The following is a 12,201-nucleotide window of genomic DNA, read 5'->3' on the forward strand; positions in this document are numbered from 1 at the left end:
TCTGAGGATACATATGAAACGCTGATAACAAATCTGCCTCGTGATGAGTTCGGCATAATGCAATTAAAAGAGATATACCGTATGCGCTGGGGGATAGAGACGTCGTTTCGTGAACTGAAATACAGCATCGGGCTGAACGCCTTTCATGCCAAGAAGAGAGATTTTATAGAACAGGAAATGTATGCCCGCATGATAATGTATAACTTTTCAATGCTCATCACCGAGCACATTGAGGTGCCGAAGCAAAAGGGAAAGCATATGACTCAACTGAACATTACTGCCGCAATACACGTCTGCATGAGCTATCTGAAAAGCGACAAGATAGATCCTGCCGAACTGGAAAAGCTGATAGCAAGACGAACGCTGCCTGTCAGACCCGACCGACATTACAAGCGAAAAAACAGAGGCAGATCAGCTGTTTCGCTCAATTACAGGATAATGTAGGGCAGCGAAAGATATATTTTTTGGCAGATCGTTGATCTGTCTTTTAGTCATGCTTGAATTTTGGATTTGTGGGGGTATGATAGTGGTTTCATATACCTAGGTGACATGATTTTTTGTTTTTGGTGTGTTAGCTTAATGACATTAACTTCAAAGTTCACATTTTTGCTTTTTGATACGAAATTAGCTGTAAGCTATTGACAATCAGATTCATAAGTGCTATACTGTTATGCAACAGATATTTGTGCGCATAATATATCTCGAAGTTCACATTTAAGGAGGATTGATAACCGCAATATATCATTTTAATGTCAAAATGGTCACACGCTCAAAGGGCGGCTGTTGCGTCGCAAGTGCTGCGTATATCGCGGGTGAAAAGATCAAGAATGAACGTGACGGGAAGATTCATGACTACCGCAAAAAGCATGAAGTTGTTCACAATGAGATACTTCTTCCTGTGAATGCACCGGCGGAATACCGCGACAGAGCGCAACTCTGGAACGCTGCCGAAGCCGCTGAAAAGCGCAAGAACTCGCAAACCGCCCGGAGCATCAACGCGGCTTTGCCAAGAGAACTGTCAAGAGAAGATCAAATCGAACTTGTCAGACAGTTCTGCGAGCAGTGTTTTGTGAGCAAAGGAATGTGCTGTGATTTCGCTATCCATGACAAGAACGATGGCAACCCTCATGTTCACATTCTGTTGACGACGCGAAAAGTGAACAAGTCGGGATTCACGGATAAGGAACGTTCGTGGAATGACAAGAAGCTGTTGATGGAGTGGCGGGAGCGCTGGGCGGATTGGTGCAATCATAAGCTGTATTTCGTCTCGGATGCTCGGGTCGATCATCGAAGCTATAAAGAGCAGGGCATTGACCGTCTGCCGCAAATCCATCTTGGTGTTGAGGTGTGTGCGGTTGAACGCAAGGGCTTCAAGACCGACAAGGGAAATAAGAACCGAAGGATCAGGCGGCACAATCTTGAAGTCGAGATTGCCGAGTTGGAACAGCAGATGCATGACTTGCGTTCAGAGCATAAAAAGGAAACTATAGACTATATAGAATCTAATATCGGCTGTAAAGTCGCGGACGCTTTTACGATACATGACAAAAGGTCGGTGCTGGAACAGTACGAGAAATACTTACATAGCCGAAATATCCCATGTGAACTCATCTTCTACAACGAGGACAAGTATGAATTGTTCGTGCCGAAGTCCAAAAGGGATATGGCAGTCAATTTGCTGAAACAGTTCAGAAACCAGTATTGCGAAATGGATAACCAACCGAATACACAACAGCTTCCAATATCTCAAAAGAAGCCAAAGCACCGAATATGACCGCAATTCAAATCGTGCCGTATGGCACTAAAGCGGAATCGCTTGCGGGAGTCCAGAGGGCTACCTCTGGCGCACTTACAAACGACGTTAGGAGTTTGTATAAGTGCGCCCTCCGGGGGTAGATGGTGGTAGGCAAGTTTTTGAAAATGAGCGAAGAAGCACCACCCACACCAAACCTTCGCGTATGCGAATAGATGCGTATGCATCGGGCGCCGAACGAAAGGAGAATGCGATTGAGTAACAAGAAGCTGACTTTAGAAGAAAAGATCGAGAAATCGAAAAGGATACATGAGGAAATAGAGCAACGTAAGAAAAGTCTCAGCGAGAGGATCGACGCTCTGAAAAAGCTCGATGCCGAAATCGACGACGAGCTGGAGAAAGCCGAAATGGTGACTAATCAGGCGGTCGGAAGAAAGTTCAGGAGCAAAATGACTGTCGATCTGCCGCTGGAGGTGATTGATGAGATCATTGACTTCATGTTCATGAATGAGGATTGCTTGGCGTACATTGATGAAGAAGTCGTCAAGTACAATCAGGAGTTGGAAAAGGCGAAGGCTGAAAAGCTGGCTGAACAGTCTGTTGACAATAACCGAGATAATGCTAAAAAGTTATCTGCGGATGAAGTCGCTCATTCGGAAACGGGTATCGTTTCAGTGTGAATAGATGTGTGTAAAGTAAGGTGAGTCCAATGTGAAAGTATCGGCTGTGTGGTAACCTGTTCGCCTTGGGTTAACGCACAGCTTCAACGACCTAAATGAGGGTGACGCTCCCCTCAAATGAAGATCTGATTAGCCTTGTCAGATCACACCGGCACTTGCTACGTCATCCCGTGCATTAACCGCATGGGAAAAAGAACAAACTTAACACAGCAGCAGCTCGATCTGCTCGCTGCGAGCTTTTACCCGACTATCAAAGCGTACTTTGAATCGGAGGAGGGTAAAGCTGAACTTCAGAAGTATCTCGAAGAAATGGCAGGTCTCGCCAAACCAGCCGCGAAGGATACTGATGATAAAAATGGTGATGTCGCTTAATAGCTAAATGGTTAATATCATGATTTAGTGCTTTAAAGCGCATTGACAAAAGTCGAATAGTATGGTATAATGGAATAGCAGACGAAAGGTATCTGTGGGACAGAGGTGGGTTCGTACCACACGGGAAAAAGGAGGTAATGGATGAAGGCAGTTATTTATGCGAGGTACTCGTGCGACCATCAGCGCGAGGAGAGCATCGAGGGGCAGCTTCGTGAATGCAAGGAGTACGCCGAGAAGAATAATTTGACTGTGATAGGCAGTTATATCGACCGGGCTATGTCGGCGAAAACTGATAACCGTCCCCAGTTTCAGCAGATGATAAAGGACAGCGGAAAGCAGATGTTCGACGCTGTCATCGTTTGGAAGCTCGACCGTTTCGCGAGGAACAGGTACGATTCAGCACATTACAAGGCACAGCTTCGCAAGAACGGTGTCAAGGTTGTGTCTGCGACTGAGGTCATCTCCGAGGGTGCTGAGGGTATCATTCTTGAATCGGTTCTTGAAGGCTTCGCGGAATATTACTCCGCTGAACTAAGCGAAAAAGTGATAAGAGGTCTGAAAGAAAATGCTCTGAAATGTCAGTACAACGGCAGCCCGATTCCGATAGGCTATGTCATTGACGAGGACAAACATTACCAGCTGAATCCGCTGACTGCTCCGTTCGTCAAGGATGCTTTTGAGATGTATGCGAGTGGCAGGACGATAAAAGAGATAGTCGAGTTTCTGAACTCGAAGGGTGTGAAGTCGTCATACAAAAAGGATGTCACAAAGACAACTGTCGCGGCAATGCTGAAAAACACCAAGTATCGTGGGCAGTATAAATACCGTGATGTTGTGATCGAGGACGGTGTTCCAAGAATCGTGACCGACGAACTGTTCCAAAAAGTTCAGGAACGACTGGCGAAAAACAAGCAGTCGCGTTCGAGATTCAAGGCGAAGGTCGAGTATTTTCTTTCGACTAAAATGATCTGCGGTGACTGCGGAGTGCTCATGGTAGGGGAGTGCGGCACGAGCAAGAACGGTGTAGTGTACAATTATTATAAATGCTCAAATGTGAAGAAGCGAAAGGGCTGCCACAAGTCTTCGATAAAAAAGGAATTGGCTGAAGAGCTTGTTCTGAAAAAGGTAATGAATGAAATGTTCACTGAGGACATGATCGAGGACATAGCCGACAGCGTGATGAAACTCCAGAAGCGCGATAACGCGGCGATACCTTTATTAAAGGAGCAGCTTGCGGAAGTTGAAAAGGGTATTGAAAATATGCTCAATGCCATGCAATCGGGCATTCTTACGAAGTCCACGAAAAAGCGCCTCGACGACCTCGAAGCGCAGAAGGAAAAGCTGGAAATTGACATCATGCGAGAGCAGCTTCAGGAAGAAGTGCTGACCCGTGATAAGATCGTCTTTTGGCTGCGGAAGATGAAAGACCTTGATCTTGCGCAAGACGACAACAAGCGGATACTGATCGACACGTTTGTGAATTCGATACAGGTGTTTGATGATAAACTGATTGTGAGCTTCAATAACCGTGAGGGAGCGAGTGGAATCGCTCTTTTGACAGATGGGTGTTCGGCTGGTAGGGGATTGGGGGAGTTACCAACCAGAACGCTTAGATGACGCTATACCGTCGTTTAAGCGTTTTTCTTTTGCGTGGTCTTTGCCGGCTGGTCTTTGTTTGGTCTTCATTTTTTCCGAATTCATAAAGACCAATAAATCATTGACCGCTTGTTGCAGGTTGCAGCGGCTTGGTGAAGTTTCGTATCGCCACACCTAAGAACGTCAGCGCAAGGAACAAGAAGCGAAAGAAAAAGCTGTAAAATACGTTTCCGGCAAAAAGAAAGGGGGCTGCCACGCAGCAGCCCCACGATCTCTGAGCGTGATTCTCAATTGCCCTTTGCCAAATGACGTTTCGCCTTACGTCATCATCTGCGTTCAACGATCAGCTTAACAAAGAATATCATCAGCAGATGTGCGGGATAGAAAATGTAGAAAAACCACTTTGCAAACTTTGGGTGTTTTCCCTTTTTTTCGCTGCATAATACAGTCATCATAAAATATGAGAGCAGCAGGAAGAACATTCCAAACAGAAACGGTGGTGAAATCAGTGTATGAATGCTCATACCGTTTGAGATGAACTCCACTCCGAAGGCGCATACCGTGAACCATATCAGACGTGTTTTTGGCTTTTCTCGGAAGATGTGAAGTCCCAGCACTATGAGTATGCCGAATAACATCCATTCGCTTTGCAAAAGGAGAGTGACAGCGTCAAGCGCAGCTATTGCCGCTATCCTCACAGGCAGTTTCAGCTTGCTGTCCCATACTATCAGCGCTGCGAGCGACATGAGCAGCGTGAAGATAATGTTCAGGTTCAGAAATATTTGTGTAGTGAGCAGAGTACCTTGATTTGCAAGGGTGAACGGTATCTGCGTGATGAGTGCGAATACCAGCAGCCTCAGGGCATATTTTTTTCGTGAACGTGTGTATTTAAAGCCGTCCGCTATTGAAAAGAAAAATACCGGCGGTGCAAAAAGGGAAGCCTCTACAAGCAGGTGCAGCCAAAGGGGTTTATCTGTCATTTCAGCGAAAGATTCCTGATAGGACAGCAAATGTCCGATAGTCATGGGTAATATGGCTATGAGCTTTGCCGTATCACGGTCGATCACTTGTAATTCATCTTTTTTTCATCATTGCCCTCTATGTAGGTGAATCTCAGTTTATTACCGTCACCGACAGTCTCATTCCACATCTCCGCCGGGCGCACCCATACACCATGCTCACCGTAAAGCGCTCGATAGACCACCATAGGTTCAAGCGTTTCAGAGTGCCTGGCTATTTCGATGACTTCATATTCGTTTCCTTTGTAATGGCGATATCTGCCTTTTGTTATGGCGTTCAGTGCTTCTTCGTATGTCAATGGGATCGCTCCTTTATATTCATTAAAACTCATAGACCACATACTCGTCGATAGCATTGTATTCAGCTATCATACAGCGGTCATTATCTGTCAATTCCCGGTCGGGAAAGAAAGCTGCCAGCGAGCAAAGATAATTGTATGCATAGCTTCGCTTCTGATTAAATTTTCTGCCGTAAATTCCTTTTATCATGTCAAATTTACGATGTACTTCCGAAAAACTGCGGCAGTTCTGAAACACAGTCTTGTAGAAATCGTCCTTGTTAGTGCTGTCGAACAACGCCTTTGCAGTGTTTACGGCAACAAATATCCACAGGTCAGTATCGGAAAGCTGTTTGGGTCTGCTGCCTAATACGGTTAATGCTTCTTTATAGGTCATGCTGATCTTACTTTTCTTTTGTTTTGATGATCTTTCGACGGATATTTCCACGAATCGGAATTCCGCTCGGCACCGTATTATGATATCAACATTGACGGCATCACACTGCTTAACACAAAATCCTGACCGAACAGATGCTCATCCTTCATAATTAAATGCTAACCGGCAGCATCATAAAGAAATTGCCGGTTTTCTAATACCGATACATCTTATTGGATAATGGTTATCGCATCGGACTTAGTTTTGCCTCAAACAAATCCCTTCTTTGTATCCAGTGTAACCGCTCTATTGTCAATATTCGCGGTCTCCCACTTGCCGTTCACCTTTGCGATCACCACATACACGATTTTTTTTCGTAGAAGTATCCACCCTGCATTCAAAACTCTCGGTATCCGCCGATAATGTTCTGTACAGCTGCCAGTTTTCATCGACCTTACGGCAGATCCCATACTCATCAGCGCCCGGTACCGTAACCCATGACAGCATCAGTATGCCCGCCAACGGGTAATACGTCGAGGTCGCATTCGGGTAAATAGGCTTATTCGGGGTCACGGTTATCGGCTGAGAAAGCACTGTCCCCGTTACCATCGAGAGCGCCATCATGCTTGCGAAAACACGTTTCATCAAGTTATTCATATGAAATCCTCCTTGTATAATAGACCTGTTCACCCCCCCCCCCCCCCTCGACACCACCTGACAGATTCTTTTACCATGCTTGCCGTGCGCAAGCTAAGGCGGTCATCCTAGCATCATGACAAAAATCTAAGTATCAGCTTTGTCGATACAGTCATGTGGCGCACGAGTGGTTAGTGGACAGGTCTAATAAAAATATTCTGCGGGCGCTTGAAAAAACGTTAAAAAACAACACATTTCGTTTAGAACTCATTAACAAATATATTGTGGCATATTTGTTAATATTTGTCAATGGCTTCGAGTTGATTTTTATCTGATCAGTTGAACGAAATGGCGGCAGACATTTTATTATATTCGGATTCAATAGACTTTTCGCCCACACCGCAAGACCGTGAAAAAATTTTGAGGTTATATTTCCGACTGTTTGGGTCAACATATCAGTGAAAAAATATATATAAAACTATTAACAAAATATGTCGCTGTGTGTTATAATGGATTTGATAAAAAGATTTGAACTAAATTTGATCGTTTTGGTTAATTGGTAAGTATTGCGCATCCTGTTGCGCGTTGAAATTTCAAAGTCTATTCTTTTATTGCCTATATTTCTGAGAGCCTTTGCAGACCTGATAAGCTGCTCGTGATAAGAGCTGTCTATCTCATAATCAGCCTCAAAAACAAGTTCATCATTGTCTATCGGAGAATAGTGATCTACCACTCTCGTAAAACGCAGACTGTTTTCTTTTGCAGTGTCATTTTCAATAGCAGTCGAAGCCTTGATGCTTGTGAAAAAATCAATCACTTGTGCCGCCGTGAGTTGTTTGTCAGCCGCAGCTGCTAAAAGTGCAGCGTGGTCTTTTATTCTTGCATCGCACAGCCGGAGTGAGCCTGATGTGCTGCTGCCGCAAGCCGAACAAAGCATTGAAGGCTCACAGCTTTTATAATATCTAATTCTGCTTTAGCGCAGTCTGGTATAAGATGTTTGTGTACAAAAAACTAATATCTTATTGACTTTTATGGAAGAATATGTTATACTTTTACTAAAGTTATTCGTTCAGAATGGTGTTTTTGTTGATAATAGACAATGGAGGCGTTTTGATGTTTACAGCACATATCAGTGCGGACGGCACTCGCAGGCAATCGGTATTTGAGCACAGCATGAACACTGCCAGGCTTGCGGAAGGCTATCTTGAAGCTGTGGGACTGTCCTCATCGGGAAAACTCGCAGGTCTACTGCACGACGGCGGAAAGCTGACTCGGCGCTTCGATGATTATATCAACGGCATTTCCGACGCTCGGCGCGGTGAGATAGACCACAGCTATACGGGCGCTAAATATCTTTTTGAAGAGATACTCACAGATAAAGGCGGCAAAAACAAAGCACCCGCAACGCTTATCGCTCATACGATTATATCTCATCATGCGCTCCATGACTGGATAGATGAACACGATGATGATTATTTCATAAAACGAATATCAAAGACCGACTGTTACAAAGAGGCTTCTGCAAATATAAAAGAAATGCTCTTGGAAACTGACCTTTATAAGCTTTTTGAAAAAGCATCCGATGAGATTTGGATTATTATCGGAAAGCTGAAAACTGCTGACAAAAACGAAATGGCGTTCTATATCGGTATGCTCGAACGTCTTATCGAGTCAGCCCTCATAGACGCTGACCGTACAGATACCGCTGATTTTACGTCGAGTAGAAATACTGCATTTGCAAGCGATAATTCTTCTCTTTGGACGGAAATGAACGAGCGCATGGAGTCAAAAATGAACAGCTTTGAAAGCATTCAAAACAGTCTGCCGCCAAGAGAAAAAAGCATTTCCGAAAGACGCAGAAGCATATCTGACAGGTGTGCGGATTTTGCCGGACATAAGGCGGGTGCCTGCCGTTTGATTGTCCCTACGGGCGGCGGAAAAACTCTTTCATCGCTGAGATTTGCAATAAAGCAGTGTCAGAAATTCGGTATGGACAGGATATTCTACGTTGCTCCGTTCATGTCGATACTTGAACAAAACAGCGATATTATACGGTCTATTGCAGGCGATGAAAACTTTTTGGAGCATCATTCAAACATTCTTGCGGAGATAGACGATGAGAACGAATATAACGAATATCAGCTCCACACCGAACGCTGGGACAAGCCTGTTATTGCTACAACAATGGTACAGTTTTTGAATTCGCTTTTCTCGGGTAAATCTTCTTCGGTCAGAAGAATGCACAGGCTTTGCAATTCGGTGATAATAATCGACGAGGTGCAGTCTGTTCCGATAAAGTGTGTATATCTGTTTACTCTTGCCGTGAATTTTCTGACCAAAGCCTGCGGCTGCGCAGTGGTATTATGTTCCGCAACTCAGCCGACATTTGAAAAGAATAAACACAAGCTCATACTTGATGAAAAGCAAGATATGATACCCGACTATCAGAGCGACTTTGACTTTTTTAAGCGTACCGAGCTAATAAATGCAGTAATAAAGCATGGCTTTGACAACAATGAAGCCGCGCAGTTCTGTTATGAGAGATTCAAAGAAAACGGCGACCTTTTGTTTGTCGTCAATACAAAATCCGAAGCACTAAGGTTTTATGAACTGCTCAAAGAAAAAGCCGAAAATGAAGCGTATATCATACATCTGAGCACGAATATGTGTCCCGCTCACCGCAAAAAGCGAATAGGCACTCTGCGCAGATTCTTGAAAAAGCACAAGCCTGTCATATGCGTGACGACACAGCTTATCGAAGCGGGAGTTGACATTTCGTTTCGGTGTGTCGTAAGAACGCTTGCAGGCATGGACAACGCTGCACAGGCGGCAGGCAGATGCAACCGAAACGGTGAGTATGAGAGGTTATGTCCTGTATATCTCATTGACTTGAAAGGCGAAAATCTCGGAAATCTCAGCGGGATAAAAAATGCACAGGACATATCACGTCAGATACTTTTGTATAACAGTGATGACCTGTTATCTGCAAAAGTTCAGAGTGCATATTTTGAAGGGCTTTATAAAGATAGCGGAGAGAAAATGGCATATATCCCCGGGAAAAACAAAACTTCGCTGTTAGAACTGTTATCGCTCAACAAGGAAAAGTATTCAGCCTGCGGAAAGCCTGAACCCGATAAATACATGGCACAGTCGTTCAAAACGGCAGGCTCGCTGTTTGAGGTCATAGACAGCAGGACACGAAACGTGATAGTGCCATATAACAAGAAAGCTAAAGACATTATCGCTAAGCTGAACTCGGATATTTCTCCCGAAGATTTAAAAGACCTGCTCAGAAAAGCTCAGAAATACTCTGTGAGCATATATTCGGGAATGGAGAGAAAGCTCGGCGATTCGGGTGCGGTATATACTATCAGCAGCTTAAATTGTGAGATAACTGTTCTGAGAGATGAGTTTTACAGTTCGGAATATGGTGTGACAGCCGAAGGTTCTGAACGGGAACTGCTTGTGTTTTGAAAAGCGAACACCGCATAGGGGGTGAGCCTATGCGGTGAAGCGTTCAACATAATATAAATAAAATTATTTCAATCCACGCACTGACACCAGTACGACTATATTATTATATCATGTGTCGGAATGCAACATATGAAATAATTGTAAACATTAATAAAAGGTCTTGACAAAAACAGGATTCAGTGATTTTATAATATAAATTAAATTGAAAGGAGAAAAGCCGATGCAAAAACACAGAAATACAGTGGAGTTTATGGTCTATGGCAAAAATGCATTGTTTTCCGATGTTCTGACAAGGGCAGGCGGAGAGAAAACAAGCTACCCGATACCAACATACGAAGCGTTGAAGGGTATCATGCACAGCATATACTGGAAGCCGACGATCGTGTGGTATATTAGTGCTGTTCGGATAATGAAGCCTATTAAAACAGTCCGCAAGGGTGTGCGTCCGATAAAGTATGGCGGCGGCAACGATCTTGCCTACTACAGCTATCTTGAAGATGTCTGCTATCAGGTCAGGGCACATTTTGAGTGGAACCTCAACCGTCCCGAGCTTGAACAGGACAGGAACGAACACAAGCACCACAATATCTCAAAGCGTATGATCGAACGAGGAGGCAGACGTGATATTTTCTTAGGCACAAGGGAGTGTCAGGGATATGTCGAGCCGTGTGTGTTCGGAGAGGGCGAGGGTGCTTATGACAGTGTGGATATGACCTTCGGACTTATGTATGAGGCAATAATCTATCCCGATGAAGCCGAAAAAGACGAGGACAGAGGACAGCTTACGGTGTGTCTCGATCAGCCGGTGATGAAAAATGGCGTGATAGAGTTCAATAGACCGTCAGAGATGCCGCTCAAGCGGCATATTCGCCCGATGCAGATGAAGCAGTTCGGAAAAGAGCATGACAATTTCATCGGTCTTGACGAGTTTGCAGGAGGTGATGATATTGAGCTGGGCGAATGAGTTGTATAAGGTCTATGAGCTTGCAGTAGGAACGGAAGCGGCAGAAGGGGAGAGTCCTTTGCTGCCGGTATCGCATTCAGTTCAAAAAGCACAAATTGAGCTTGTTATAGACGAAGAAGGTAACTTTGTTTCTGCTAATACTGTTAGCGAGGACAGCAACGAAACAATCATACCAGATACCGGAAAGGCAAGAACTGGAATCTATCCACCTCCATATCCGCTTAATGATTGCTTGAAATATATAGCGGGTGATTTTAATGCATTTATTCCCGATACTATAAAACGTAATGATCGTAATCATGATGATTATTTGAAACAATTATCAGACTGGAGAGAATCTGAGAATACTCATAAAGCGGTCGAAGCTGTGTATAATTATGTAAAAGAAAATACTGTGATTTACGATTGTATTAAGAGTGGTATATTGCTAATAGATGAAAGCTCTGGCAAATTGAAAGAAAAGCAATTAGGAACTACTGTAGATAAATGTTTCGTAAGATTCATAGTTTTATATTCAGATAAAGAATCAGAAATCAAAACGTGGAAAGACCGAACCTTATATGATTCGTTTATTGCATATTTAGCTGAGAAACAATCAGGAAAGCAATTGTGCTATGCTACAGGTCGAGAATCTATGGCATACTACACGCATCCTTATCAAATTGTGAAGAGTGTTCCAAGAGCGAAATTAATCTCATCTGATCATGATGAAACGACAGATTTCACCTATCGCGGACGCTTTGCAAACAAAGAGCAAGCCTTATCCGTAGGTTATGAGTTCTCGCAGAAAATGCACAATGCACTGAAATGGCTTATAGGCAGACAGGGTATGTACTTTGATACATTGACGCTTGTGACATGGCAAAGCTCACTTGCTGAACTTCCGTCTGTTACAAAAAGTGCATGGGATCTTGATGACGATGAAGAACAAAAAGAGGATTATGACCCTAAACGTTATTTTTCCGAGCGACTTGCAGCGCTGATGCTGGGATATAAGAAGAAGTTCAATGACGGCGATAAGGTCATGGTCATGGGACTTGATGCTGCAACTAC

General features: G+C 44.0%; 13 protein-coding genes. 8 read left to right on the plus strand and 5 right to left on the minus strand.

Going from position 1 to position 12,201, the window contains the following annotated elements:
* Positions 1-33: 33 nt before the first annotated feature.
* The 5 genes from BT142_RS18145 to BT142_RS18165 all read left to right on the plus strand — a co-directional run bounded on the left by BT142_RS18145 (position 34) and on the right by BT142_RS18165 (position 4,422).
* Positions 34-444 (plus strand): transposase, encoded by a 411-nt coding sequence (locus BT142_RS18145; protein WP_347497773.1) that lies wholly within the window; start codon positions 34-36, stop codon positions 442-444.
* 280 nt (positions 445-724) lie between these two features.
* On the plus strand, positions 725-1,774 hold the full coding sequence (gene mobQ, locus BT142_RS18150) for a MobQ family relaxase (RefSeq protein ID WP_139182307.1): 1,050 nt from the start codon (positions 725-727) through the stop codon (positions 1,772-1,774).
* 233 nt (positions 1,775-2,007) lie between these two features.
* A complete protein-coding gene (locus BT142_RS18155; protein WP_072419564.1) occupies positions 2,008-2,433 on the plus strand; it encodes a hypothetical protein in 426 nt (141 codons plus the stop codon).
* A 183-nt stretch (positions 2,434-2,616) separates the two neighbouring features.
* On the plus strand, positions 2,617-2,805 hold the full coding sequence (locus BT142_RS18160; RefSeq protein ID WP_139182306.1) for a hypothetical protein: 189 nt from the start codon (positions 2,617-2,619) through the stop codon (positions 2,803-2,805).
* A gap of 141 nt (positions 2,806-2,946) precedes the next feature.
* Positions 2,947-4,422, plus strand: coding sequence for a recombinase family protein (locus BT142_RS18165; protein WP_072419566.1), 1,476 nt, complete (start codon positions 2,947-2,949; stop codon positions 4,420-4,422).
* A 305-nt stretch (positions 4,423-4,727) separates the two neighbouring features.
* Here the strand turns inward: BT142_RS18165 and BT142_RS18170 are convergent, their stop codons facing one another.
* From BT142_RS18170 to BT142_RS18190, 5 genes are all read right to left on the minus strand, one after another.
* Entirely contained in the window at positions 4,728-5,468 is a 741-nt protein-coding gene (locus BT142_RS18170; RefSeq protein WP_072419567.1) for a TraX family protein, read from the minus strand.
* Entirely contained in the window at positions 5,465-5,719 is a 255-nt protein-coding gene (locus BT142_RS18175) for a DUF1653 domain-containing protein (protein WP_175444995.1), read from the minus strand. The genes BT142_RS18170 and BT142_RS18175 overlap by 4 nt, the downstream gene beginning before the upstream one ends.
* A 22-nt stretch (positions 5,720-5,741) precedes the next feature.
* Positions 5,742-6,095 carry a hypothetical protein gene (locus BT142_RS18180; protein WP_139182305.1) on the minus strand — a complete coding sequence of 118 codons (354 nt, stop codon included), beginning with the start codon at positions 6,093-6,095 and terminating at the stop codon, positions 5,742-5,744.
* Positions 6,096-6,386: 291 nt separating this feature from the next.
* Entirely contained in the window at positions 6,387-6,731 is a 345-nt protein-coding gene (locus BT142_RS18185) for a hypothetical protein (RefSeq protein ID WP_072419569.1), read from the minus strand.
* A gap of 460 nt (positions 6,732-7,191) precedes the next feature.
* The gene (locus tag BT142_RS18190; RefSeq protein WP_072419570.1) at positions 7,192-7,647 is read right to left on the minus strand and encodes a hypothetical protein; all 456 of its coding nucleotides are present in this window, start codon (positions 7,645-7,647) and stop codon (positions 7,192-7,194) included.
* Between the two features lie 176 nt (positions 7,648-7,823).
* On the opposite strand from BT142_RS18190, the gene BT142_RS18195 reads away from it, so the two are divergent.
* The 3 genes from BT142_RS18195 to BT142_RS18205 form a co-directional block, all read left to right on the plus strand.
* Positions 7,824-10,184: a CRISPR-associated helicase/endonuclease Cas3 gene (locus BT142_RS18195; RefSeq protein WP_072419571.1), complete on the plus strand. Its 2,361-nt coding sequence runs from the start codon at positions 7,824-7,826 to the stop codon at positions 10,182-10,184.
* Positions 10,185-10,404: 220 nt separating this feature from the next.
* The gene (gene cas5c / locus BT142_RS18200) at positions 10,405-11,148 is read left to right on the plus strand and encodes a type I-C CRISPR-associated protein Cas5c (protein WP_072419572.1); all 744 of its coding nucleotides are present in this window, start codon (positions 10,405-10,407) and stop codon (positions 11,146-11,148) included.
* Positions 11,132-12,201: type I-C CRISPR-associated protein Cas8c/Csd1 (locus BT142_RS18205; protein ID WP_175545524.1), on the plus strand; the 1,070-nt coding region annotated here is incomplete at its 3' end. The genes cas5c and BT142_RS18205, both read left to right, overlap by 17 nt.

This window comes from Ruminococcus sp. YE71 (assembly GCF_900119155.1).
Classification (GTDB): domain Bacteria; phylum Bacillota; class Clostridia; order Oscillospirales; family Ruminococcaceae; genus YE71.

Excerpts from the sequence above, each read along its gene's own strand:
- BT142_RS18160 (WP_139182306.1), top strand. The coding sequence starts at position 2,617 with ATGGGAAAAAGAACAAACTTAACACAGCAGCAGCTCGATCTGCTCGCT.
- BT142_RS18165 (WP_072419566.1), top strand. The coding sequence starts at position 2,947 with ATGAAGGCAGTTATTTATGCGAGGTACTCGTGCGACCATCAGCGCGAG.
- BT142_RS18180 (WP_139182305.1), bottom strand. The coding sequence starts at position 6,095 with ATGACCTATAAAGAAGCATTAACCGTATTAGGCAGCAGACCCAAACAG.
- BT142_RS18185 (WP_072419569.1), bottom strand. The coding sequence starts at position 6,731 with ATGAATAACTTGATGAAACGTGTTTTCGCAAGCATGATGGCGCTCTCG.
- BT142_RS18190 (WP_072419570.1), bottom strand. The coding sequence starts at position 7,647 with ATGCTTTGTTCGGCTTGCGGCAGCAGCACATCAGGCTCACTCCGGCTG.
- BT142_RS18195 (WP_072419571.1), top strand. The coding sequence starts at position 7,824 with ATGTTTACAGCACATATCAGTGCGGACGGCACTCGCAGGCAATCGGTA.
- cas5c (WP_072419572.1), top strand. The coding sequence starts at position 10,405 with ATGCAAAAACACAGAAATACAGTGGAGTTTATGGTCTATGGCAAAAAT.